Source organism: Cohnella sp. GCM10012308 (assembly GCF_042649185.1).
Lineage (GTDB): Bacteria > Bacillota > Bacilli > Paenibacillales > Paenibacillaceae > Cohnella.
In genome coordinates, this window is sequence record NZ_JBHRYU010000008.1 from 173,942 (window position 1) to 199,802 (window position 25,861).

Sequence of the window (25,861 nt, forward strand, 5' to 3'; positions counted from 1 at the left end):
GGCATACTTAACTGTGGTAAATAATAGAAAATAAAATTATATACCTTCTAGTATGTATATGAATTCATAGAGATCAAAGAAGGAGCACGCGCATTGCAAAAAAACAAGTTTCAGTTAAAAAGAGAAGCGACGTACCGGATGCTGGTCGAGGCCGGCTGGCATTGCTTTGCGGAGAAGGGATACGCGTCCACGACGCTGACGGACATCGTGTCGCGGACCGGACATACGAAAGGGGCGTTTTACGGTCATTTTCAGAGCAAAGAGCAGCTGTTCATGCACGTACTGGAATATCAGATTCAAATAACGGAGGACTGGTGGGACATTCCGAGGGATTACAGTCCGTCGGACTTCACGCTCGAGGAAGTGATCGGATTCACGCTGGCGCGCCTTGGCGAGCTGATGAAGGGGATCGACAACTGGATCGTGACGCTCGTCGACTTTTATCAGCAGACCAAACGGGACGAAGCGATGCAGCAGCAGCTTAGAGAGAAGTACCGTCGCTGGATCGCCGGCATCGAGCGTTTGATCGTCACGCTGCAGGACAAGGGGTGGATCGCGAAGGACAAGGATCCGCGCCCGATTGCGATGCAGGTGATCGCTTTTAACGAAGGATATACGATTTTTTCGGCTTTGTTCGGCGGCACGGACCCGCAGGTTTTGATTCAGGGATTGGTGAAGCTGATGCGGTAGCCGGAGCCGCCCACGATTCGGTTCGTTATTCACCATATAAAGGGGTTATGAGAATGAAGCGCAAAGCGATTGCAATCATGCTGATCTTCATGATGGCTTGGGCCGTCCTATCCAATGCGGCGGGCACGCTCCGGCATGCGCGCGCCGAAGACGTCTGGACGCCGATTAGCAACGCGGCAGAGTTAGATCAGATCCGATCCGGACTGTCGGGCCATTACAAGCTGATGCAGGATATCGATCTGGCCGGGTATGACGCCGGTGACGGCGAGGGCTGGCAGCCGATCGGGACCAACGGAGGCGAATTTACGGGAAGCTTCGACGGTAACGGTTTTGTCATCCGGAATATGACGATCGATCGGCCGGGAGATAATAATGTGGGATTATTCGGAACTGTAATGAATGCAACGATTGCCAACGTGCATTTGATGAACGTCAATGTGAAAGGTCATACGTACGTGGGCGGATTAGCGGGCGTGTGGGAAAGGTCTTGGGCAAGCGCTTCCTCTGTTCAAGGCACAGTGTCGGGTGTTGATACTGTAGGCGGCCTGGTTGGCTATAACAGCCTATCCGATATCTCCGATAGTTATATGGCTGGGCATGTCGCTGCGGTATCCGGTTCAGGCGATAGCTTCGGCGGATTGATCGGGTACGGTACCGGCAACGGTGCCAGAGGTTCTATCGCCCGGTCGTATTCGACCGCTGCCGTCGATTCGGGCACGAATACGGGCGGCCTGGCCGGACGAGTGGACGGCCCTGTATCAGACCCATCCGCCTACTGGGACATAGAGACAAGCGGACAGTCTACGTCCATTAAGGGCGCGGGCAAGTCGACTGCGCAGATGCTGCTAAAGTCGACCTATTCGGGCTGGGATTTCACCGGCAACGGTACGGACGACCCGATCTGGGGCATGGTGGAAGGCGCCACTTATCCGCTCCATTACGGCGATTATAAGAAGATAGCGCTTGCCTCGCTGAACGTAACGGACGAGAGTGATGAGCCGCAGGAGCTGGATCGCGTTTTTTCCGGCGCTTACGGTGCCTATAGCGTGCGTGTGGGAAGCGAGACGGATCAGGTGAAAGTGTCGGGAACGCCGCTCACCGCTGGCTCGATCGTCTCGGTCGAAGGCGGCACGGGCGTGGAGACGCTTCCTCTGGATCCGGGTGTAAATGTGTTCGAGGTCCAAGTAAGCGACGCCGGCGATCCGGCTGCGCTGAAGGCCGTCTACAAACTGACCGTCAATCGGGAAGACGGAAGCGTGCAATATCCGCATCGGATCACGAGCGCTGAGCAGCTGTCCAGGATCGGCGATGCGTCCATCGGCTACGAGCTGGAGGACAGCTACGAGCTTGAAGCCGATCTTGATCTGCGCGCATTCTCCGCAGCCGCGGGATGGGAGCCTATCGGCAGCGTGACAACGCCGTTTGAGGGCGTATTCGAAGGGAACGGCCATACGATTGCGAACGTAAGCGTCAAACGTCCGGGTTCCGACGATCAGGGCTTATTCGGCGCCACGTCCGGGGCGACGATCTCCCATATCTCGATCGTGAACGCGAATATTACAGGCGCCGACAAGGTTGGCGGGTTGATCGGCCGCGCCGAGAACACGGACGTATCCGGCGTATCCGTCCAGGGTGCGGTCTCCGGGGCAAGCGATGTCGGCGGCCTGATCGGTTCTGCGGATGCCCTGACTTCCTTGAATGAATCGTATGCTGCGGCCGCCGTGCAAGCGGATAGCGGCGGAGGCGGGCTGATCGGCTCGGGTGCGGCAGCCGGATCGGTTATCCATTCCTTCTGGGACAGCGAGCGCAGCGGGCAAGCTTTCTCGGCAGGCGGCGGTACGCCGCATAGTACGGCAGACATGATGAAGCAGGCTACCTATACCGGCTATGGCGGATCGGTGTGGGCATTCGGCAGCGGAAAAAGGTGGGGCATCGTCGAAGGTACGACGTACCCGATGCCTTATGCGAGCTTTCAGGGCGTGAGTCCGGCCGCAATCGCGGTTGACGCGCTCGGCACGACGCTGACGATGACGCCGTCCGTTTTTAATGCGGCGACAGGCACTTACGCGATTGCGCTTGCTGCACCGGTGGCTCAAGGGACGTTCACGGTGACGCCGGCCGCGGGGCAGACCGTCTCTATCGACGGCGTTAACGGCAATACGCGCCAGGTTGATTTGTCCTTGGGCGACAAGCCGGTCGAGATTACAGTAACGGGCAGCAACGGGCAGGTTGGCGTTTACCGGTTTACGATTGCCGTACCGTCTCCATCGGCGGCTGTTACTTCCGTTCCACCGGGCGACATTTACGGCATCGGCGACGAGCTGATTTTTGTGGTCGCCTACGATTTTCCCGTTGACGTCGATTCCGCCGCGCCGCCGGAGCTGCCGATCGAGCTCGATAGCAACGCAGGCCTGTCCGCTTCGTATGTAGGCATGTCTGGCGGAGATCCGCGCAAGCTGGAATTCCGTTATACCATTCAGGAAGGCGACCGTGCTGCGGCCGGTATCCAACTGGGGGAAGCGCTCGTCGCCCCTTCAACTTCGTCCGTGACGACAATAGGCAGTCCCGTGTCCCTGGATCTGGCTAGCCCGCTGCCGGATACGAGCGGCATCGTCATCGACGGGGAGCTCCCCGAGATTGAGCTGACGCCTTCGACCACAGCCCCGGTGAGCGGTCCCGTGACGATCGCGGTGGATACGGACGGTACGGGTACGAACATTGCCGGGGTTAAATGGGCGGCGGGCTCGCTGGAAGCAGCGGACTTTGGCGATCCGGGCGTCGGAACCGACGTGCCGTCCGCGGGATCGTTCCATGTGAGCGCGAACGGTACGTATACCGTCTATACGGTCGATACGGCCGGCAACGAGCGGGTCGAGGAGATTGCGATCGCGAATATCGTGAGCGAGGCGCCTGGCATTACATTGGACTATACGCCAAAGACAGCTGTCTCGGACGGTGTCGATATCACGGTGTCGGCAGCGGTAGCTGGCGATGCGGCGGGCAATAAAATCGAAACCTTGAAGTGGGCGGCTGGATCGCTGGAAGCAGCGGACTTTGGCGATCCGGGCGTCGGAACCGACGTGCCGTCCGCGGGATCGTTCCATGTGACCGCGAACGGTACCTACACCGTCTATGCGGTCGATACGGCCGGCAACGAGCGGGTCGAGGAAATTGCAATCGCGAATATCGTGAGCGAGGCGCCTAGCATTACGCTGGACTACACGCCAAAGACGGCGGTCTCGGACGGGGTCGACATTACGGTGTCGGTAGCGGTAGCTGACGATGCGGCGGGCAACAAAATCGAGGCATTGAAGTGGGCGGCAGGCTCGCTGGATGCAGCGGACTTCGGCGACCCGGACGTCGGAACCGACGTGCCGTCCTCGGGATCGTTCCATGTGAGCGCGAACGGTACGTATACCGTCTATGCGGTCGATACGGCAGGGAACGAGCAGGTCGAGGAGATCGCAATTGCGAATATCGTGAGCGAGGCGCCTAGCATTACGCTGGACTACACGCCAAAGACGGCGGTCTCGAACGGGGTCGACATTACGGTGTCGGCAGCCGTAGCCGACGATGCGGCGGGCAACAAAATCGAGGCTTTGAAGTGGGCGGCAGGCTCGCTGGATGCAGCGGACTTCGGCGACCCGGACGTCGGAATCGACGTGCCGTCCTCGGGATCGTTCCAAGTGAGCGCGAACGGTACGTATACCGTCTTTGCGGTCGATACGGCAGGGAACCGGAAGGTTCAATCGGTTAGCATCGATAACATTATCGATCCTCCGGTGCCTCCCGCAACTCCAGCGAACCCGATTGTAAATCAGGCATCCTTTTACCTCGTTCCGGGACGCGAGTATACGCTAACGATTGATGGGCTTGAGCTGTTCATACCCGGGGATGCGATCAAGCAAGCGACGACCGTCACGCTTAAAAAGGTGACAGATGAAACCAAGAATTTGCTTCAACCCGGTCAATTGATCCTGTCTGACGTCTATGAATTGCTGAAGGATACGCCTGGCAAGTTCGACGCTCCTGTCCGCCTTCGGCTAAATTTAAAGAACCAGTCCTGGGCCGCCGATCAACATCCGGCATTCGTCTACTACGATGAGACGAACGCGAAATGGACGACCATCAAGGGAGGTAAGCTTTCCGGTAACACGATGGCAGGAGAGACGGATCACTTCACCAAGTTTGCCGTTATGCCAGTGACCGACGATCCGACTTCTGAGCAGCCGATTGCGGTGCCGTCCGACATCGCGGGGCACTGGGCCGAGCAAGAGATCGCTGACGCGGTCGCCAAGGGAATCGTCTCCGGATATCCCGACGGGACGTTCCGTCCGAACCTTCCGGTCACGCGTGCCGAATTTGCATTGCTGCTGAATCGCGTGTTGGCGTTGCCGGGAGGCAATCCTGCAAACTTCGCGGATCAGGACGATATTCCGGCATGGGCCGGCGATGCAGTAACTGCAGTCGCCGCAGCAGGCATTGTCAGCGGTTATCCGGACCATAGCTTCCGCCCGGGCGCTCGCCTGAGCCGAATCGAGACGGCCGCGCTTATCGCTAGAGCCGCGCGATTGCCTGCAACGAATACGCAACGGACTTCATTCGCCGACGATGCCGCGATCGCCGAGTGGGCGCTGCCCTATATCAATGCCGCATACGAAGCGGGGCTTGTTCAAGGGCAGAGCCTTAACAAGTTCAATCCGCTGGCTCCGATCACGCGAGCCGAAGCGGTCGTGCTGCTGGCGCGGCTGGCGTCGTTGCAATAAAATCACGGTAATTTAGGAGAAGGCTAAAATGAGTATTTTTCCCGGAAGCCGAATAGTTCATGATGAAGCCGATCGAATCATGAAAGAGCTGTTGCAACAAATCAATCCTCAAAACCTTAAATCGATAGATAACATCAAGAACTGGGCTCGAGTGGATGACGAAGTTTATAATACGGATGCACTTTCTTCCGAATCCCCGTACTATCTGTTTTATAAGCACCCCATTCACGATTTTATGGATAAGTTGTTTTTAACGAGTAAGACGGACGTCGTTGCATTCCTTAAAGACAACGTGAATCCTGAACGGGGGGACGGCGTGGACGTCATAGTCGCCCCCCAAGATTATTCAAAGATAATCGTGTGCAACCATGACGGGCAGATTTATTTGGCAAAATAATTCTGCCTTAGGCGAATAATGCGAAGGCAGTCTGCATTAACATGGAGGCTATTTGAAATGACGACTTTGAATGCTCATTTTTTATATGCGCAACGTGATGAAGAAATTAATGTGCTGATGATTGGTTTTGCTGACGATGAGTTCGACACGCATGAATATATCTTGTTACAAAAATCTCTAAACCCCAGCCAAGAGGATATCGAAGCGGGATTTGGCAAGGTTCATATTACTTACAACGATGAGTCGCAGTCATTATATGGCGGTATCTCGAAACTTCACTTCACGCCGAATCGGACGGAAATTACGCTGAATGAAGATGCTGCCGAGATATTAAAAAGCAGCTCAGTTATTGTGATTAATTATCTTTTAGAGAAAGAGAAATTCATTGAATTCCATAACGATCTGCTTCGGATGTTTCCGGTCCAACAGGGAATATACAGCTATGAGCTGTAACTCAAACCGCCTAATTTCATCCCAATTGAAGTCAGTTAGATCAGAATCTTGATCTAACTGGCTTTTTTTAAGATATCGGAGAGTCGGCGCTTTCGGACGTACGAAGGGCGAAAAGCCTGCAATTGTACAGGTATTTTTAACCGACCGACGGCATGTGATGAAATGCCTGCAAATATGCAGGCAAATGCAAAGCAAAGGCCGGAAATCGGGCTGAAGAAGGAAAAAGCCTGCATTATTGCATCTTTTCTTCTCGAAAGGATAGGCATCGGCGAAAATAGATGTATATTTGCAGGCTTTATGGCGGCGGCACGAAGCGGACTTCGGGCGAGGGTTCATCGCAACGGCGGCGGCACGACGCGGACTTCGGGCGAGGGTTCATCGCAACGGCGGCGGCACGACGCGGACTTCGGGCGAGGGTTCATCGAAACGGCGGCGGCAGACGCGGACTTCGGGCGAAGGTTCATCGCAACGGCGGCGGCACGAAGCGGACTTCGGGCGAGGGTTCATCGCAACGGCGACGGAACGAAGCGGAAGTGGATCGGCGCTTCATCGCAACGGCAACGGAAACGGTTGTCGGGCGAGCCATTGATGGGCGGTTCGGTTATGCGCCAAAACTGATACGACCTTCAGGGAGATCTTCACGGACGGTCTTCTCCAATTCATCAGCAGAAGCGCCACGCCAGGGAAAGCTGCGGACACGAGAGACCTTATTTCGTGAGAAAGCGGCGATGCGAGGCGTTTGCGGACCGGGGAGACGTTATTTGGACAAGTTGACGCCAGGAAGGACGGTATTTTGGAGAATAGCGGACCCTGTGTCCAGGAGTGGAACAAGATTGGCCGCATGGGCGAACATAACGGAACCATAGTCCGCGCGCTGCATGACCTCCATGTGCTAACGTTCAAACGAAAAAGCCGCCGTCCATTTTTTCTTACGACAACAATAGATTCTCATTAAGAAAAGGCTTACAATATGGTGAAAGTTGGGGTTCGTGGAGGTGCGTTTCATTGCTGAGCCTGTTGATCGTCGACGATTTTGAAGTGGAGCGAGAAGAAGCGATAGAGATTATTGAAGAAGCGGGGCTCCCGATCCGGATCTTCGGAGAAGCGACAAACGGCAAGGAAGCATTGCGGATGCTCGAGTCGCAGCAGCCCGACATCATTCTGGTGGACGTTGAAATGCCGCTGATGAACGGGATTGAGATGGCTAAAGTCATTAAGCAAAAATACCCGGCGATCAAGATGATCTTTTTCAGCTTTTATAATAAATTCGAATACGTGAAAAAAGCGATCGATCTTTCTTCTCACGGTTATGTGCTCAAGCCGATCGTGCCCGCAGAATTGGTCGAAGCGCTTCAGCGAACGATAACCCTGCTGCACGGCGAGATTCAGAAAAAAACGGAGCAGGAAAAGCTGAAGGCCATGCTTTCAAAAAGCATGCCTGCGCTGGTCGAAAAGTTCAGCGCGGAGTTGTTCTCCAAGCAATTTAAAAACGAGGACGAGCTTTGGGACATGGTCGACTTTTTCAAAATCGGCTTGAAGCGAGCGCAATATATAGTCTGCGTGCTGGAGATCGACGATTATCAAAACCTTGCGGCACAAAAATCTACGGAAGACAAACAACTATTGTCCCTATACATCCTGCAAATGATCGAGGATGAGCTGGCGACGCAGGCCTCCATATTAACCACGCGCCTTGACGAATCGCATTACGGCGTTTTATTCAGCTACGACAGCGCGATAGGGCCGAGCAAAATACTAGAGCAAACGGAAAATTTCCTGTCCGGACTCATAGAAAAGCTTCGCATGCATGGCATAAGCTGCTCCGCAGGCTTAAGCGAGATCAGCGATCAAATTCTAAGCGTCAGCGATATGTGCGAGCAAGGGCTATTCGCGTTAAAGTTTAAATTTCATTTGGGCAAGCAGGAGATCATCCATATACGCGACGTGGAATCAAAAAAGCCGACAGCGCTAAAAAACGATTGGAAGCTGCCCGAGCTTCAAAAGGAACTGAAATTTTTAATTCATTCGGGGAATCCGCATGAAATCGACCGCTTCGTAGAGCATTTTGCGGCGCATTCGGATTCCAATGCCAGCGCGGATCAGATCAAAGGTATTTTTTACGGAATCGTCACCTGCCTGCAGTTTATGCTCATGGAGGAAAACGAGAGATTTGAAAGCATCGTAGATTTGAACAGGCCGATCTGGGAGAAATGGACCTTATTCGAAACGGTCGAGGAAATGAAAGCTTGGCTGAAACAGACCTTGACGGAAATTTCCGCCTACCTGGCGAATAAGAAGCAAAACAAAAGTATACGGCTCATTCATGAAATTCAGACCTATATCAAGCAAAATCTGCGCGAGGAGCTCAGCCTGAAGTCGATCGCCAGCGCGTTTTTTTACAGTCCCAATTACATCAACAGCCTGTTCAAGCGGGAAATGAAAACGACCATCTCCGAATATGTCATTCAGCAAAAAATCGATCTGGCCAAAGAAATGCTGGCCAACCCCCAATACAAAATCTATGAAATCTCGGAAAGCATCGGCTATGTGAACGAGGCGCACTTCAGAAACAAGTTTAAAGAGCTTACCGGTTACAGTCCCAAAGAATTTCGGGAGAGGATCTGACGATGCAATGGCCCAAGCTGCATGACATCAGCCTGCGCAAAAAGTTAATGTTCAGTTTTACGACCATTTTAATCGGCGCGATTTTGGCGATCAGCTGGTCCTCCTACGCCATTGCGGCCAGGTACGTCGAGCAGAATGAAATGAAATGGCTGCTGAGAAATCTGCAGCAAGCCAGCAACGTCATGGATTTTCAGCTTACCGTGTACATGAAAAAAAGCGATATTTTGTTTAATAACACGCTTTTTCAGGAAACTTTGGCCCAGACGTATACCGACATCGATATGGTATCGAATGCGTACGCCAACGTCATTTACAAAGTGATACGCTCCATTTTCGAGGAAACCGGATATACCGAGGGCAGCTTCTCTACGAAGTCGGCTACCGCGGCTGAAGCAGTAATACCTGTGATCTACGTCAGCAACGATTCCTTGCCCAAGGATGGCGGGGGGATCCGGGACATGCAGGAAATGGCCGCTAAACCTTGGTACACGGCCTTTCTTTCCTCCAAGAAGACCTTTTACTGGCTGGCGGATCAATCGGGGCAATCGACGTATATTTCGATGAATCGAAAGCTGATGGATTTTAAGACGATCAAGCAGTTGGGCCTGTTAAACCTGAATATTTCCACCGGCATTTTTAAAGGGATATTCAGCCGCAACGATCAGTTCGTGTCCGGCCAAATCTTTTATTTCGACGAATCGGGACAGACGGTTTTTTCTTATCCCGAGCAACCCGCCTCGTTTCAGACGGGGGAATTAAGCGCGCATGCCTGGGACGGCAAGGAGGGCTATTTCAAATATAAAAACGGCAGCGATAATTATATTGCCGCCTATACGACCTCCGAGGTAACGGGCTGGAGGCTCGTATCCTTATACAGAACGGATCTGGTTGCGGAGAAATTGGCGCCCATTACGAAGATTACGCTTATTGTCCTGGTTCTGACCTTGCTTAGTTCGTTTATTTTGACCTTTTTTGTTTCCTCCGCGATCACCAAGCGAATATCGAAGGTCGTGTCCAAAATTCGCAGATTCCAGGCCAAAGGCGTGGATGGGGAAGAACTCCGTTCCGTAACCGGCAACGATGAGATCGGCGTGCTCGATAGCAGCTTCGTGCAAATGACCAAAAGAATCAACGAGCTGATCCAGCATGACTATAAATCGAAATTAGTGGCCAGGAGCATGGAGGTCGAACTGCTGCAGGCGCAGATTAATCCCCACCTCCTGTATAACACGCTCGCGCTCATTAAAAGAAAGGCAAAGCGTCTGGGCGCGGAGGATATTTTTCAGACGACGGAGCGGCTGATCTTCTTTTACCGCAATTTCCTTCATAATGGCGAGCTCATTACAAGCGTATCCGAGGAAATAAGCATGATTCGCGATTATATCGAGATTTTGAAATTTACCTATAACGTTCAGTTCGAGGCGGCCTTTCAAATCGAGGAAAGCATGGAGCCCTGTTATACGATCAAGCTGTTTCTGCAGCCCATTGTCGAAAATGCGATTGTGCATGGACTTCGACCTGTCCATACGGAAGGGCGGCTGGATATCAAGGGGTATCGCTCGGCAGGGAACGTCGTATTTCAAGTAACGGATAACGGCGCGGGCATCCCCGGAGAGCAATTGGACGGACTGAACAAGGCGATGTTGGACGGCTCCGGCGGATACGGATTAAGCAACATCATGAAGCGAATCAAGCTATATTTCGGAGAGGAATACGGGATTTCGATCGAGAGCGCGTATGGCGAAGGAACCGTCGTCACGGTTGTTCTCCCGTTTATGACGAAGGAGGAGATCGTCAGGCTTTTGCGCTTTGCCGATCGTTTGAGCGCGGAATAGCGTTCGTTTCGTATATTTATCGTTCATTCCGTGTCTGTTTTCGCGTCTTTTCTCCCCCCTATAATAAAAGTGAAAGAAACGTTAGGGGGAGAGAGCGACTTGGCGGCGTATTTTTTTCACGAGGCCCTTAATCGGTTGCTGAGCGAGGACGACTGGCTGATCGTGCAAGACAAGTATGATACAGACCACAACTTAAAGTATGAAACGCTGTTTACGCTGACGAACGGATATATGGGAACGCGCGGCGCTTTCGAGCAAGGGGCTATTCCGGAGATGCCGGGAAACTATTTGGCGGGCGTCTTCAACAAAGGGAACGGGCCGGTCAGAGAATTGGTTAATTTGCCTCACTGGCACGGCATATCCGTATTCGCGAACCGCAATGCCCTCCGTTTTGCGGAAGAAGCGATCCCGTTAAACGCGCAGACCAGCGAGGTCGTCCGATTCTGCCGCATCCTCGATATGAAGCAGGGTTTTCTGATTAGCGAAAGCGTATACAGAGACGCCGCCGGCCATGAAACCGCGGTAGGGACGTGCCGGTTCGTAAGCCGCCACGACGTTCATCGTGCGGGAATCCGCCTGCTCGTAACGCCGCTTAATTATGAAGGCGTATTCGGCGTGGAGAGCCGTCTTGACGGAGCGGCCGTCAATTGGAAGTCGAATCCGAAGTTTCGTGCCAAGCATTTTAAGCTCGTCGCCGCCGAAGCCGCCGAAGGCGCCGGTTCCGAGCAGCTCTATTTGGAAGCGGTCACAAAGGATGAAGGCATCCATATCGGATGCGGAGCCGCCATTCATGGCCTCTCCCGGTTAGACCGACAAACGCCATTAGCGCCATTTACGCCATTGCCGACGATCTTCCGCAAGCTTTCAAATGACGGCGAGCCATGCGCCGAATACTGCGAGTTTCGTATAGGCCGGCAGGAGACGGTGCAGCTCGATAAGCTCGTTGCCACCTATCATTCCCTGGAGCTTAACGAGGATCGCCTGCGGGATGCCGTTCACCGCAATCTGGCGCAGTATCGGTCCGAAGGCTGGGCGGCGGAGCTGCGGAGGCATACGGAATGTTACGCGGCGTTGTGGAATGAAGCGGACATTCGGATCGCGGGCAGCGAGGAAGATAACCGGCTCGTTCGGTTCAATCTGTTCCATCTGATGAGCACGGCCTATGCCGGATCGCCTGCCGTCAGCATTGCCGCTAAAGGGCTGCATGGCGAAGGCTACTGGGGCCACGTTTTCTGGGACACGGAAATTTTTATGCTGCCCTTCTTTATGTATACGTTCCCCGATCTGGCTAAATCCCTGCTGAAATACAGATATGAAAAACTGGATGGCGCGAGAGAAAACGCGAGAATAGCCGGATATGCGGGCGCCAAGTTTCCGTGGCAATCCGCTGCCGGCGGGCAGGAGGAAATACCGCCGTTCTCGTACGACGAACATGGCGCTTCCCAGCCGCTGTGGATGGGCAAGATCGAGGATCACGTAACGGCGGATATCGCCTATGCCGTATGCCAGTACGTCTCTGTGGTCGACGATCCCGCCTTTATGCTGGAATACGGACTGGAGCTGCTCATCGAGACGGCGCGCTTCTGGCAATCGCGAGTTGCATTCGATCCGGAGCGCCGGCAGTATGTCATTCTGAACGTGATCGGCCCGGACGAATTCCACGAGCACGTGGACAACAATGCCTATACGAACGCGATGGCGGCCCACAATTTAGTTCAGGCAGCCGATCGGGTAGCGGATTATCAGGCACGGTTTCCCGCAGAAGCGAGCGAGTTGCTGGCGCGGCTGGCCTGGCGGCCGGACGACGTCGCCGAGTGGCGAAAAATAGCGGCTCTCATCTATATTCCGCGCGACGAAGAAAAGCTTTTGATCGAGCAATTCGACGGTTATTTTCAAAAGAGAGATTATCAATTTACGGCATTCGACGATCACGGCATGCCCGTCTATACCGGCAAACCGCAGTTGGCCGAGTTAGCGCAAACAAAGATTATCAAACAGGCGGATACGGTCATGCTGCTCTTGCTGCTGCGCGGATTCGCCGATCCGGCGGCGATCAAGGCGAATTATGAATACTACGAAAAACGCACCTGGCACCAATCCTCGCTAAGCATGGGCATGTCCGCTTTGATGGCTCAGCGCCTTGGAGATACGGAGAAGGCATACGACCTGTGGCTGAGAACGGCAAAAACGGATTTGATGGACCGGCACGGCAATGCAGGCCTAGGTCTTCACGCGGCTGCCACCGGCGCAGTCTGGCAGGGGCTGATCTTCGGGTTTGGCGGCGTGCAGCCGGACGAAACGTCCGGCATGCTGGAGATTGCGCCTTCGCTTCCGGAGGCGTGGAAGTCTCTGGCCTTCACCGTCAGGTGGAGAGGGTACCGGCTAGCCGTCGAAGCCGAGCAGGAGCAGCTGCATATTACGCTGCCCGAGATCGGGGAAGAAGCCTTCCGGGTCAAAATATGGGGACAAGCGTACGCCTGGAGCGCCGAATACTCGGGCGAACGCATCTCCGTCCCCAAGCATCGGGAGGCAGCCGTGCATGGATAAGGCGATAAATGCCGCGATATTCGACCTGGACGGGGTTTTGGTGGACACGGCCCAATATCACTATCTGGCCTGGCGGCGCGTTGCCGAGGCGCTGCGCATTCCTTTTACGCAAGAAGACAATGAACGGCTGAAGGGCGTCAGCCGGTCGCAATCCCTGGAATATGTGCTGCAAAAGGGAAACGAAGCCATGCCTGCGGAGGAAAAACGGGAATGGGCTTCGCGGAAAAACGAGTGGTATCTCGAATATTTAGCAGGCTTAAACGAAACCCATCTATTACCCGGTGCCCGCGCGTACGTGGATTCGTTAAAAAAGGCTGGCGTGCGAATCGGGTTGGGCACCTCCAGCAGAAACGCAGGCATCATTCTGGAGCGCCTGCGCATACAGGATTGGTTCGATGCCGTCGTAGACGGAAGCATGGTGGCGCAGACGAAGCCGGATCCGGAGGTATTTCTAAAATGCGCGCAATTGCTGCAGGTACAGCCTGAAGGCTGCCTCGTACTGGAGGATTCGACGGCGGGCATTCAGGCGGCCAAAAACGCCGGCATGAAGTGCGTTGGCATCGGCGACAAGCTTGTGCTTAAAGAAGCGGATCTGGTCGTAAGCGGGCTGCGGGAGCTGCTGCTTTCCCCGGTCAGATACAAGGAGGCCGCTCCCTGATGATGAAGCTGGCTAAACCGATTTTCTTGAAGGGGCTGCATCTGGAGAAAAACATACAGGCCGGATTCCGTAAAGTCGTCAGGCGTCCTGAAGAGTCGGAGGAGGCATGCTTGCTAAAAATTACGGCCCGTACCTTTTATAGACTGTACGTCGACGGACGATTGATGGGACATGGACCCGCGCGTGCCGCCCATGGCTATGCCAGAGTGGATGTACTGGACCTGACGGCCGTGATGGTCAAAGGGAGGGAGCACGTGCTGGCGATCGAACTGGCCGGGTACAACGATCCGAATGTTTACGTAACGGGGGAGTCCAGCTTCCTGATGGCTGAATGGACGGTCGGCGATACGGTGCTGGCTTATACGGATCGCAGCTGGCAAGGCTTCAGGCTTTATCATCGCCGACAGCTGACCGAAGCTTTCTCCCATGCCAGATGCCTGGGCGAAACCTATGACCTGGACCGGTCCTATATCGACTGGCGTACGAATGCCGCAGAGGAGCCGGCGGGAAGGACGGAAGTGGAGGAATTGGATGAACGGCCTGTCTTGCTGCCAAGAGTCGCGCCGTTGCCGGACATGCGCGCGGCAAGGGGCGCCAGGCTGATCGCCGTTCACGACACGGAAGCCGACCCGGATCTGGCGGTTGCCCCGCACCCGCATTTTCGGGAGGAGACCGATCGCTTTTACGCGTCGCCGCCTGTCGTTGACCGCCCTTCCGTGGCATGCAGCAAGGAGGTTGCGCTTCCCTTTACCGGCATCCAGCGCGCGCATCCGGATAACGCGATTACGATTCAACCGGCTCCAGGCCGAGCCGCCGCCCTGGCCTATGACTTCGGCGAGATGAACAGCGGTTTTATCGGGATCGAATTCACCTGCCTGGAAGCGGGCACCTTGGATCTGGTTTTCACGGATTTGCTTGAAGACCGGGGAACCTTTAATCCTCGGCGCTCCGGCAGCAACAGCGTTATCCGTTTAAATAGCCAGCCCGGCCGGTTTACCTTCATTGCCTTCGAGCCCCACGCTTTTCGTTACGTGAAGCTGATCGTGCGCGGCCAGTCGTTTACGGTTCACGATTTATTTACGGTTTTATATCAATTTCAGCCGCCTTTGCAAAAAGCCTTCTTGTGCAACGAAGGGGAATTAAACCGGATTTACGACGCGGCCGAGAAAACGCTGATCATGAATACGCTGGACGTGTTCATGGATTGTCCGGGAAGAGAACGGGCAGGATGGCTGTGCGATTCCTTCTGGTCGGGCAGAGCGGCGCGGCTGATGCTCGGCGATACGTCCGTGGAGCGGGCGATGCTCGACAATTTTCTCCGTTCGGATCAAGCGCCGTTGGCAGAAGGTTTTTTCCCGGTCTGTTATCCGTCCGGCTTCGCCAATCAAGGCTGCTTTATTCCGAATTGGCCGTTGTTTCTTATCCTTGAGCTCGACGAATACGTCTGCAGATCGGGCGACACCCGGATGCTTGCCGATTATCGCCTGACGGTCGAGAACCTGCTCGGTCAATTCGCTCCTTATGAGAACGAGGCAGGCTTGCTGGAAAACCTCCCTGGCTATGTGTTCGTAGAATGGTCGTCCGCCAATCTGGAGGCGTACAAATCGCCCGTCTCCGTCGCAACGAATGCGCTCTATGCGCATGTCTTGCAGCGCGCCGGCGAGATTTATCGGACACCGGCGTGGACGGACAAAGCCGATCGCTTGCGGCGCATATTGCCCGGTACATCCTTCGCCGGAAGTTGGTATGCCGATTCGCTCAAGCGCGATTCGGAGGGCGGCCTGATACCGGGACCTCTCTTCTCCGAAGCCGTCCAATATTATGTGCTCACGTTTGCCGCGTCCGAGCGGGACGCGCGGCCCGAGACGGTCCGTCGATTAATCGAAGCGCACGGTCCGGCTGCCCCGCAGCTTGCTTCGGATGTCATGCTGGCGCGCGCCGGCGTATTCATCGGTTATTTTCTTCGCTTTGATCTGCTGGCTCGCTGGGGAGAGCATCGTCGCCTGCTCCGGGAAATGAAGGCTCTATTTTCGCACATGATCGATAACGGGCCCGGAACCTTGTGGGAGCATACGTCCAGCTCGGACAGCGTATGTCACGGATTCGCCGCTCACGCCAGCGTCTGGCTCGTTCGCGACATACTCGGCCTGCATGCGCCCGATGAGCTTCATCGCACGGTTCGGCTCGCCCCCAATCCCTGCGGCTTGAAATGGTGCAAGGGAACGCTGGCCTGCATGGGAGGCACGATCAGCGTCGAGTGGCACCGGACGGACAGCCGGTTCGAGCTTATGGCCTACGTTCCGGACAGGTACGACGTATCGCTCGAACTTCCGCCGCCATTCGCGCAGGGAACTCGCGTGGAAAAATCGGTTTCGTCGAAGGGGCAGATCCATTTCATCATCAACAAATAGACAGGAGCGTCAGGCATGGAAAGAGGGCAGGTTTGGAAGCGAATCAAACGGCGAAAGACGCTTTATTTATTCTTGGTTCCGGCGGTCGTTGCCGTCTTTATATTTAACTATTTGCCGATGCTCGGCATCGTCATCGCTTTCCAGGATTACACGGTTTCAACAGGCTTTTTGTCCAGTCCGTTCGTCGGCTTCAAGCATTTCGCCGCCATGTTCGACAACCCCGATTTTTACGAATCCTTGAAGAACACGCTCGGCATCAACGTGTTCGCGATCCTGATCGGGTTCCCGATGCCAATCTTAATGGCCTTAATGGTAAACGAGCTGAAGGAAGGCCGCTTCAAGAAAACCGTGCAGTCCATCACTTACTTGCCGCACTTTATTTCTTGGGTCATCATCGGCGGCATCGTCTACCGGCTGCTGGACCAGGACACGGGAATCGTTAATGTCATAATGACTTCCGTTTTCGGAGGCGAGGCCGTCGCTTTTATGCGGGAACCGCATTATTTCTGGGGAATCGCCATCGGATCGGCAATCTGGAAGGAGATCGGCTGGAACTCGATTATCTATCTCGCCGCGATCACCGCGATCGATCAGCAGCTCTATGAAGCGGCCATCGTGGACGGCGCGGGCCGCCTCAAGAGAATCTGGCATATTACGCTGCCGGGGATCGCTCCGACGATTATCGTGCTGTTCATCCTGACGACGGGGAGTATCGTGAGCGTTAACTTCTCGGTAGGCGGCACCATGACGCCAAACTTCGAAACCCTATTTAACCTTCGAAATGCCATGGTGAGCAGCGCCTCGGACAATCTCGACATTCTGGTCTACAAGATCGGCGTTCAATATGCCCATTATTCATATGCGTCGGCCATCGGCCTTTTCCAATCCGCCGTCGCTTTGATCTTGATCGTACTCTCTAACCGCATGTCCAAAAAAGTGAACGGCTACGGCCTATATTGACTCTGCGATTCATATCTGCGATCCATAATGGAGGAAGCGCATGTATCCCAAACATTTGATCTATGAAAAAAGCGCAAATACGATGATCGTCATCCTTTTAATCGTTCTTTGCGGGGTAACGATCTATCCCTTTTTATATGTGCTGGCCTATTCCTTCAGCGACGGGACGTCGTCTGCCAGCCGGATTATTACCTTCTTGCCCGATCATCCTACGCTCGAAAATTACAAAGCCGTATTCTCGAACGATCTGATCCTTAACGCATTTGGAATCTCCGTTGCCCGGACGCTGTCCGGTACGCTCCTGCATCTGACGGTTACCGGCATCGCCGCGTATGCGATTTCCAAGGACGATCTTTACGGCAAAAAGGGACTGATGCTCTATTTTATGATCCCGATGTTCGTGGCAGGCGGCTTGATACCGTCCTATATTCTCATCAATAAGCTGCATCTGATGAATAGCTTCTGGGTGTATATTCTGCCGGGCATGTTCAGCACTTTTCATCTGATTATAATCTCCACTTTTTTAAGAGGGCTCCCCGAGAGCCTGGAAGAATCGGCGAGAATCGACGGCGCCGGAGAGCTGACGATATTCATGAAGGTCGTCGTTCCGCTGTCCGTGCCGGTTTTTATCACGATCGCTTTGTTCGTCGGCGTCGCGCAATGGAATTCGTGGTTCGACGCGTTCCTGTATATGACCGATACGAGGCTGCATCCGCTGCAAACGCTGCTCTATAAAATTATGTTCGAGGCGCAAGCGAAGGATTTTCAACAAATGGCGTTAATGTCCCAGGGAAAAAGCAATGTGACGCCGGAAGCCATCAAGATGAGCACGCTGATCGTGTCGGTCGTGCCGGCCGTCTGCGTCTATCCTTTTTTGCAAAAGTACTTCGTCAAAGGCGTCACCATGGGCGCAGTTAAAGCCTGATCGCGAATATACCCGCGACTGCAGCGCGGCTATAGATAGATTAACGACTATAAGGGGAGACAGAACGATGAAACTGGCAGGATGGAAGCGTAAATGGCATGCGGTCACGATGATCGGCGCGCTGGCGGTAACTACGGCTTTGACCGGCTGCAACAATGATACGGCAAATACCGTGGTGGAAAAAGAGGGTTCGGCGACAGCGCAGAGTACGGCTTCTTCCGGCGCTTCTTCGGAAGCGCCGCTGGAGGACATGGAATATAGCTTTTTCGATGCCGTACACAGCACGCCGCAAGACTTCTACAACAATCCGAACGACGTCGTCACGCCTTATATCGAGAATAAATTCAAGATCAAGGTAAGCGATATCGTCACGGCCTCGGGGATGCGGCCGGAAGAGAAATTTAATCTGCTGGTCGCCTCCGATACGCTGCCCGACGTGGTGCTGGTCGATAATCCGAACGTCAGCAAATTTTATGCGAGCGACAAGTTCGTCGCGCTGGACGATTATATCGACCAGCTCCCGAATATGAAAAAGTGGACGTCCGAGCTCGCCTGGAACATGCTGAAGGACAAAGACGGACATATTATCGCGCTGCCCAATGCAACGCCGTTCAAGAGCGACCCGCAAGTCGGCGCGAACATTCCGGACGACGACATTTTTTACAAAGGGCAAACGAGCATGGGCCTGGTCGTGCGGGAGGATATTCTCCAAAAGCTGGGTTACAAGTTTAAGACGATGAGCGAGATCGAAACGGATCTGAAAGCGAATCCGCGCAATTATACGGCGGACGAACTCGCGCTCGATCCGAAAATCGAGACCGTCGCGGACTTTACCAAACTGCTCCAGCAGATCAAAGACCTGAATCTAATGGAAGGCGACAAGCCTGTCATTCCGCTGAGCATGATGAACTGGAGCATCTATCATTTCAGCACGTTGTACACGAACCCCGGCTGGATGATTGACGGCAGCGGAAATGTAAGCGGATTCCTGGACAACCCGGGCATGCGGGATTACTACAAGACGATTAACCAATGGTACGCCGGCAAGCTGCTGGACAACGATTACGTCATTCAAAAGACCGAGCAGTATATGGAAAAGCTCAATTCCGGCCGGATCGCCGTCGCAAGCTATTCGGACAATTGGTCCAAGTCGAGAGAATCCTTGAAGCAAATCAATCCCGCGTACGATCTGAGGCCGATCCCTTGGCCGAAGGCGGCCAGCGGAAAAACGTACGTGGACGCCACTTATCCAAGCGGCTTTTATAACGTCATGATCAGCAAAAAGGTAAAGGACCTGCCGCGTCTGCTGAAGTATTTCGATTGGCTGTATTCCGACGAGGCCATGGAGCTGATGACGTGGGGACCGGAGAGCGCCGGACTCTATACGGAGAAAGACGGCAAGCGCGTATTCAAGGACGAGTCGTTCGGCCAGGCGGTCGCCAGCGGACAAAAAACGGCGGACGGGAAGTCGGCCAGCTATTACGGCCTTTACGATCCGTTCTACAGCGACGGCTTCACCGCCAAGGCATTGCGCACCGCAGTCGGCTTGTTCGGCTATAACCCGGTGACCTGGCAGAAGAGCTATCCGGTGCAAATGGACGCCTTTGAAACGGCCAGGCATGCGGTAGCCGTGGAAAAGCTGGCGACCGACGGAACGCACGTCGCGCCGTACGGCGAGAACGCAAGCGAAGTCGGAAATTGGTTCTGGGGAGAGTTCGTGGCGCAGAAGGTGGCTAAAATTCTCAAGGCCAAGGACGATGCGGAGGTCGATCAAGCCTTCGATTCGGTATTAAAGGAATTCAAGGCCGATAAATACGAGGCGGCCAAAAAGGATATGTCGGACTATTTCCGGGTGCTTCAAGGAAAATAGCAGTGAGCGATCGCGAATCGAATCTATCATCTTCTGGAGGAATCATCCATGAATCCATTGAAGAAAGCGCTAGTCGTGACGATCTCCGCCTTGCTGTCCCTTTGTATCTCTTTGCTGCCCGGTCAGGGATTCGGCCCGCTCCAAGCCAAGCCGGCTGCCGCAGCCGGAACGATAACGAACGATACGGCGAACAAGCGGCTCACCGTGAGCGGGGGAAATGTATCGCTGTCGCTCGATTACAACCTCAAAAGCAAAATCGATTCGCTGAAGATCAATTCGGTCGAGACGCTGGATGCGGGCGGCATTCTCTCCAGCTTTGAAGTGCCGAGAGGCAGCACCCCGGTTACGACGGCCACGTTGTCGACCAGCCCGACCGTAACCGTAAGCGGCAGTACAGCGGTGGTCAGCGGGATTTCGTACCAGAACGCCTATCTGAAGGTGACGGAAACATGGACCTTCACGGCTAACACGGACGACGTGCAGGTCAAGGTGGATAAGACGAACGACTGGATCTCCGGTTCCTACACGACGGTCGATATGAAGTCGCTCGGCTTTACCTTTAAGCAGAGCATGTTTAATACATCCTACCGCGGAGACGGCGGATCGAATACGCTCATCTCGCCCGCGGACGGGACCACCTTGCGGAGCCTGACGCCCGGGGATAAATATTACGGCGAGGAAGCGGAAGCCGGCTTCGGCTACATCGGGGGCGACATGGATTTGCTCAGCGAGTCCAACGCCTTCCTGCTCAAGATTCGGACAACCTCCAGCCGCTACATTTCATCCGAGATCTACCGCAGCGCCACCGCGCCTTATTCTTTGCAGCTGGACCATAAATTGAGCTTGCCGGCATTCGCCCATACGCTGCACAACCCGGCCAAAACCGTGAACTTCCACTTGTTCTCGCCCGTGGCGGCCAACGTCAACAACAGGCATGCTTACGACCCGGTAGCGATCGCCGATCTGCAGACCGACTCGATCACCTATACGATCAGCGCCAAATTAAACCTGGACGATTATTACGATATCGGCAGCTTCCCTGCCGCCTCCGGCATCAATGAACAGAAATTCGCGCGGTTCATCACCGAATTCGGGCGGGATTCGATCGTCGATTTACTGGGGGCGGGCGGCGCTTGGAATGCGCTAAGGCCCGAATATTCAGGATTGATGGAAATGCAGTGGGGCATTGACGCCATGCTGGCCATGCAGACGTCCGCCAGCAACAGGATCGCGCTCGAAGCGCTGAGGAAAAATACGGAGATGGCCATTGCCGTGCAGGAGCCCTCCGGACATATCAGGGGCGTAGCGGGCGGACAGGTGTACGAGTTCCCGGAGGATTCGGAAGCGGACGAGGCGATGCCGTTGGCCGCCGCAGCCTATATTAACGCAACCGGAGATACGGCTTGGGCGAATACGGTCAAGGCGGGCATCCGCAAAGCGCTGGATTTTCGGCTGTCCAAGGATTCGAACGGCAACGGACTGGTCGAGGCGACGCTGGCGACCAACACGGGATTAAGCGCGCAGGCATACCTCGATCAAGTCTACCTGGGCGGAGAGGACGCCTATATCAACGCGTTGATGTACGGCGCTCTGACGCAATGGGCCGACATTGAAGAGAAGGCCATCGGGGATGCGGCCAAGGCGCAATATTACAGGGACAAAGCCCGCAAGCTGAAGGAAGCGTACAATAAAGACCTGATTTACGGCGGACTGTGGTCCAATACGAATCAAGGCTTTATCGGCTGGCGGAATATGAACGGCACGATGAAGGCCGACGTGAAATACGTGCACGTGGATTCGGCGGCCATCAAGTACGGCGTGGCGAACAAGGAGCGCATGCAGTCCATTCTGTACGGGGGCTTCGACACCTATCAGGGGCTGGACGACTGGATGGTCCGGAATCAGGCGAAGGCTTATCCGCTCAATCTCTACCCGATGGACGGCACGGAGGTCAACCCGACCTTCACCGCTTCGTTCCCGGATTGGGAGAACGGCGACGTATTCCCCCATACGACAGGAGAAATGGTCGGCGCCTATGCAAGAGCGGGGAGCGCGCTTCCGTTCAAATACATTAAAAACATCGTCGATCTCTACTATCAGCCCGGCGATCCTTACTGGGCGCAGGACGTATTCACCTGGCAATTGACCGGCATCTTCGGCATGTACACGAAGATGGACGTCAACATGGAAGCCGGCGCTACGCTGATCACGGACGTGCTGGGGGTCAAGCCGAAGTACGACGCTTTGGAGGTGAATCCGGTCCTGGATTCCTCGCTCTTCGGGACGGAGATCAACTACAATATGCGGGGCCATCAATACCGCATTCGCTACGACGGCCAATTAAGCAGAACGCTTATGCAAAACGACGGCGCGGAAACCGTCCGGTTCATGTGGAACAATATGAAGCCCGGTTATGCGTACACCATTAACGACAATGGAACGAGCTACTCGCGCACGGCCGACGAAAACGGATTGGTGACCTATAACATTACGGCCGCCGGGGCGCGTACGGTCACGATCTCCGACAGCATGGGCGCCGGAACGTCGACGTCGCGCAGCGGCAGCGGCGCATCGACGGTCGGCGGGTCGCAGACGTCCGCCAAAGCCATCGACGGCAACGCGGCTACTTATTGGTCCAGTGCCGCGTATGCGGATGCGGGGCATTCGGAATCCGTATTTGTCGATACTGGCGCCAATAACGCGGTGAAGCGCGTGCAGGTCACGCCGAGAAGCGGCGGCAACGGATTTCCGGTCGACTTCAAGTTCCAATCCAGCCTGGACGGCATCGAATGGTTCGACGTGCCGGGCGCCAATTACAGCAATTACGCCAATCCGGGTTCCGCGGCGCAGACCTTCTCGTTTAACGCGCCCGTACTGGCCAGATACATTCGCATGCATGCGACCCGCTTGGGGGCCGACGGCACCGGCTATGCCATGCAAGTCGCGGAGCTGCAGCCTTACGCCGTCGCTGCGACGATGAATGAGCCAGGCATCAAGAAGTTCAAAGCGACCTCCGGCTTCTCGAGCTCGCAAAGCGTCAACAACTGGAACTACCAGGAATGGCTGTGGAACGGCAGCACGATGACGGTCAATCCGATGACTTGGGTCGGCGGCAGATGGAAAGGCACATCGGACTTCAGCCTGATCGGCAGCGGCTGGATGCATCCGGACGACAACCGCGAGGCCGTGCGCATCTATACGGCTCCGCAAGCGGGAACGGTCAAGGTAACCGGCGTCGTACGTCTTCGCTACAGCGGCGGCAACGGAATCAAGGTCAAGATTCTGAAGAACGGATCGCCATGGTGGCCTTCGAGCGGCTACGAGACCATCACGGATATTACCGGCGTTGCCTTCCAGGGGGTTACGGCAGTCAACCAGGGCGACCAATTCAGCTTTGTCGTCAACAATAACGGGAACAGCAATTCCGATACGACGTATTGGGCGCCCCAGATCGCTTTTGTAGATACGTACAATGGCGATACCGACTTTTCCTCCACGCAGGGGACCAAGAACTGGTTCTATAAGGAAGATGCGGGCGGGGTTCTGAACAATATGACCTGGGACAGCGCCAATGGACGGTGGAAGGGCAGCGCGGCTTACAGCCTGATCACGAATCAGTGGCAGCACCCGGATGCCGGCCAGGACGCGGTAAGAGTGTTCAAAGCGCCCAGGGACGGCATGATCGAGATCACTGCCGCGGGGAATGTCAGGAAGAGCGCCGCGGGCGGGGACGGCGTGCAGGTTCGTATCCTGAAAAATAACGAGACCGTCTGGCCGAATGCCGGAGGATGGCAGTTCATTGCCGGGAACGATACGACCGGGCTTAATATGAACGTCTTGCTGTATGTGCGTCAAGGCGACGAATTGAAATTTTACGTAAATCGATATAACACCATTACGAGCGACAGCACGACGTGGATCCCGCAGATCCAGTATGCGGAATAGGCAAAGAGGAGGCGTCCGGCTTTGAACGGCATAAACAGCGCAAACGGCTTAAACGCGATTCCTTGGCATGATCTGGAGGCAGCCGGCGAGCTGCGCAGACGGGCATCGCTCAGCTTTGACCGGATGGAGACGGAGCCGTACGAGCCCGATGCGGTCTTCAAAGCGCCCGATTACGAGTGGCCGGGCGATTGGGAGGGAAGGACAATCTTGGCGCTCGTATTGCTGGCGCAGTCGACGCAGCGGGAGCCGCAGCATCTGGCGGAGATCATGGAGCGTTTGCCGGATCGTCTGAATGCGCATGGATACTTCGGTCCTGTCCAAGAACCGGGCACGGTCGACGAGCAGCAATTGTCGGGCAACAGCTGGTTTTTGCGGGCCATGGCCGAGCATTACAGGTGGAAAAAGGATGCCTTCTCGCTGTCGGTTATTGAGCGAATCGTCCGGCATCTCCTCCTGCCTGCGAGCGGGCATTATAGGGAGTACCCGATATTGCCGGAGCAGCGCGTATTCGCCGGGGAAGCCATTGGCGAGCTGCAGCAAGAGCGGGTCGGCGCTTGGCGGCTGTCTAGCGACATCGGCTGCGCTTTTATCATGCTGGATGGCGCTACGCAAGCGTACCAAATCGTCCCGCTGCCGGAATTGGGCGCGTTGATCGACGAAATGATCGCCAAATTCAAAACCGTCGATCTGGCCGGCTTATCCTTCCAGACGCATGCGACTTTGTCAGCGCTGCGGGGCGTGCTGCGCCATTACGAGACGACAAGCGATCCATCGCTCTTGGGGAAGGCGGAGGAAGTGTTCGCGCTGTATGTGCAGGCGGGCATGACCGAATCGTATGCCAATTACAACTGGTTCGGCCGGCCGGATTGGACGGAAAGCTGCGCGGTCGTCGATTCCTTCATCGTGGCCGTCTCGCTCTGGAAGCATACCGGCAAGGCGGCGTATCTCGATACGGCCCACCATATTTACTATAACGGCCTGGGCTACGGTCAGCGGCCCAATGGCGGGTTTGGCTGCGACGTGTGCACGGGAGCGGGCGGAGAGCGCATGCTAGAACCGAAATCTCCCGAGCTGTTCGAGGCGTTCTGGTGCTGTACGATGCGGGGAGGAGAAGGTCTTGCCCGCGCGATCGAATATAGCTATTTCGTGCAGGGGGATCAGATAACCGTACCTTTCTATGGGGAAAATCGTGGCTGGTTCATCATGAAAGACGGACAGCTCGCGATCCAACAGCATACCGAGTACCCGTATGAAGGGCTTGTACGCCTCGAAGTCATCGAATCCACGGTCGCCAAGCCTGTCGTCCTGCGTCTCTTTGTGCCGCCGTGGGCGGAGACGTCGTCGATTGACTTGCGTGTCGATGGCGCAGCAAGAAGCGTCGCCGTGCACAATGGATTCGTAACCTTGACGGGGGTGTTGGAAGCAGAGACGGTTATCGAGCTCGCCTTCGGCATCTTCCTCCGTCAGGAAACGGTTTTTGGCCGTCACGGTGCGCATGATGCTTTTTCATACAGGCACGGCGCACTATTGCTGGGGATCGACAACGCCGAGTCTCCGCTTGCGATCGGCGGCGACATGGACATCGTGGCGCTTGGCAGAGGCGCATACGTCATGACGGCTTCAGGCGCGAAGCTGACGCCGGTCAACGATCTGATCGATAAGCCGCATGACGAAGCGGTCCGCAACAGAAAACAGGTATTGTTTTAAGCGAAAAGGACCGTCAGGGGGATGATCGCCCTGACGGTCCTTTAAGTTTGGCGGGTATCTGAGCCTGGGGGC

At 55.1% G+C, this 25,861-nt stretch carries 15 protein-coding genes; all 15 read left to right on the top strand.

The window, feature by feature from the left end:
• The first annotated feature begins 93 nt into the window (after window positions 1-93).
• The 15 genes from ACFOTD_RS12385 (at window position 94) to ACFOTD_RS12455 (ending at window position 25,789) form a co-directional block, all read left to right on the top strand.
• The gene (locus ACFOTD_RS12385) at window positions 94-690 is read left to right on the top strand and encodes a TetR/AcrR family transcriptional regulator (RefSeq protein ID WP_378119082.1); all 597 of its coding nucleotides are present in this window, start codon (window positions 94-96) and stop codon (window positions 688-690) included.
• 53 nt (window positions 691-743) lie between these two features.
• Window positions 744-5,456 carry an S-layer homology domain-containing protein gene (locus tag ACFOTD_RS12390; RefSeq protein WP_378119084.1) on the top strand — a complete coding sequence of 1,571 codons (4,713 nt, stop codon included), beginning with the start codon at window positions 744-746 and terminating at the stop codon, window positions 5,454-5,456.
• 28 nt (window positions 5,457-5,484) lie between these two features.
• A complete protein-coding gene (locus ACFOTD_RS12395; RefSeq protein ID WP_378119086.1) occupies window positions 5,485-5,853 on the top strand; it encodes a hypothetical protein in 369 nt (122 codons plus the stop codon).
• A 57-nt stretch (window positions 5,854-5,910) separates the two neighbouring features.
• Window positions 5,911-6,306, top strand: a complete 396-nt coding sequence (locus ACFOTD_RS12400; protein WP_378119088.1) for an Imm10 family immunity protein — start codon at window positions 5,911-5,913, stop codon at window positions 6,304-6,306.
• A 162-nt stretch (window positions 6,307-6,468) separates the two neighbouring features.
• Window positions 6,469-6,924: a hypothetical protein gene (locus ACFOTD_RS12405; protein ID WP_378119090.1), complete on the top strand. Its 456-nt coding sequence runs from the start codon at window positions 6,469-6,471 to the stop codon at window positions 6,922-6,924.
• A gap of 387 nt (window positions 6,925-7,311) precedes the next feature.
• Window positions 7,312-8,931 carry a response regulator gene (locus ACFOTD_RS12410; RefSeq protein WP_378119092.1) on the top strand — a complete coding sequence of 540 codons (1,620 nt, stop codon included), beginning with the start codon at window positions 7,312-7,314 and terminating at the stop codon, window positions 8,929-8,931.
• Between the two features lie 2 nt (window positions 8,932-8,933).
• Window positions 8,934-10,766, top strand: a complete 1,833-nt coding sequence (locus ACFOTD_RS12415) for a sensor histidine kinase (protein WP_378119094.1) — start codon at window positions 8,934-8,936, stop codon at window positions 10,764-10,766.
• Window positions 10,767-10,865: 99 nt separating this feature from the next.
• Window positions 10,866-13,313, top strand: coding sequence for a glycoside hydrolase family 65 protein (locus tag ACFOTD_RS12420; RefSeq protein ID WP_378119096.1), 2,448 nt, complete (start codon window positions 10,866-10,868; stop codon window positions 13,311-13,313).
• Entirely contained in the window at window positions 13,306-13,971 is a 666-nt protein-coding gene (pgmB, locus tag ACFOTD_RS12425; protein WP_378119099.1) for a beta-phosphoglucomutase, read from the top strand. The genes ACFOTD_RS12420 and pgmB overlap by 8 nt, the downstream gene beginning before the upstream one ends.
• On the top strand, window positions 13,971-16,382 hold the full coding sequence (locus ACFOTD_RS12430; protein WP_378119101.1) for an alpha-L-rhamnosidase-related protein: 2,412 nt from the start codon (window positions 13,971-13,973) through the stop codon (window positions 16,380-16,382). The genes pgmB and ACFOTD_RS12430 overlap by 1 nt, the downstream gene beginning before the upstream one ends.
• Before the next feature lie 15 nt (window positions 16,383-16,397).
• Entirely contained in the window at window positions 16,398-17,342 is a 945-nt protein-coding gene (locus ACFOTD_RS12435) for an ABC transporter permease (protein WP_378119103.1), read from the top strand.
• Window positions 17,343-17,382: 40 nt separating this feature from the next.
• Window positions 17,383-18,267 (top strand): carbohydrate ABC transporter permease, encoded by an 885-nt coding sequence (locus tag ACFOTD_RS12440; protein ID WP_378119104.1) that lies wholly within the window; start codon window positions 17,383-17,385, stop codon window positions 18,265-18,267.
• Window positions 18,268-18,334: 67 nt separating this feature from the next.
• Window positions 18,335-20,137, top strand: a complete 1,803-nt coding sequence (locus ACFOTD_RS12445) for a type 2 periplasmic-binding domain-containing protein (protein ID WP_378119106.1) — start codon at window positions 18,335-18,337, stop codon at window positions 20,135-20,137.
• Window positions 20,138-20,185: 48 nt separating this feature from the next.
• Window positions 20,186-24,082 carry a discoidin domain-containing protein gene (locus tag ACFOTD_RS12450; RefSeq protein ID WP_378119108.1) on the top strand — a complete coding sequence of 1,299 codons (3,897 nt, stop codon included), beginning with the start codon at window positions 20,186-20,188 and terminating at the stop codon, window positions 24,080-24,082.
• A 21-nt stretch (window positions 24,083-24,103) separates the two neighbouring features.
• Window positions 24,104-25,789 (top strand): beta-L-arabinofuranosidase domain-containing protein, encoded by a 1,686-nt coding sequence (locus ACFOTD_RS12455; protein ID WP_378119110.1) that lies wholly within the window; start codon window positions 24,104-24,106, stop codon window positions 25,787-25,789.
• Window positions 25,790-25,861 lie beyond the last annotated feature (72 nt).

What these genes read in the sequence shown, in the direction of transcription:
- ACFOTD_RS12445 (WP_378119106.1), top strand. Translation starts at nt 18,335, where the DNA reads ATGAAACTGGCAGGATGGAAGCGTAAATGGCATGCGGTCACGATGATC.
- ACFOTD_RS12435 (WP_378119103.1), top strand. Translation starts at nt 16,398, where the DNA reads ATGGAAAGAGGGCAGGTTTGGAAGCGAATCAAACGGCGAAAGACGCTT.
- ACFOTD_RS12400 (WP_378119088.1), top strand. Translation starts at nt 5,911, where the DNA reads ATGACGACTTTGAATGCTCATTTTTTATATGCGCAACGTGATGAAGAA.
- ACFOTD_RS12440 (WP_378119104.1), top strand. Translation starts at nt 17,383, where the DNA reads ATGTATCCCAAACATTTGATCTATGAAAAAAGCGCAAATACGATGATC.
- ACFOTD_RS12450 (WP_378119108.1), top strand. Translation starts at nt 20,186, where the DNA reads ATGAATCCATTGAAGAAAGCGCTAGTCGTGACGATCTCCGCCTTGCTG.
- ACFOTD_RS12415 (WP_378119094.1), top strand. Translation starts at nt 8,934, where the DNA reads ATGCAATGGCCCAAGCTGCATGACATCAGCCTGCGCAAAAAGTTAATG.
- ACFOTD_RS12395 (WP_378119086.1), top strand. Translation starts at nt 5,485, where the DNA reads ATGAGTATTTTTCCCGGAAGCCGAATAGTTCATGATGAAGCCGATCGA.
- pgmB (WP_378119099.1), top strand. Translation starts at nt 13,306, where the DNA reads ATGGATAAGGCGATAAATGCCGCGATATTCGACCTGGACGGGGTTTTG.
- ACFOTD_RS12390 (WP_378119084.1), top strand. Translation starts at nt 744, where the DNA reads ATGAAGCGCAAAGCGATTGCAATCATGCTGATCTTCATGATGGCTTGG.
- ACFOTD_RS12430 (WP_378119101.1), top strand. Translation starts at nt 13,971, where the DNA reads ATGATGAAGCTGGCTAAACCGATTTTCTTGAAGGGGCTGCATCTGGAG.
- ACFOTD_RS12405 (WP_378119090.1), top strand. Translation starts at nt 6,469, where the DNA reads ATGCCTGCAAATATGCAGGCAAATGCAAAGCAAAGGCCGGAAATCGGG.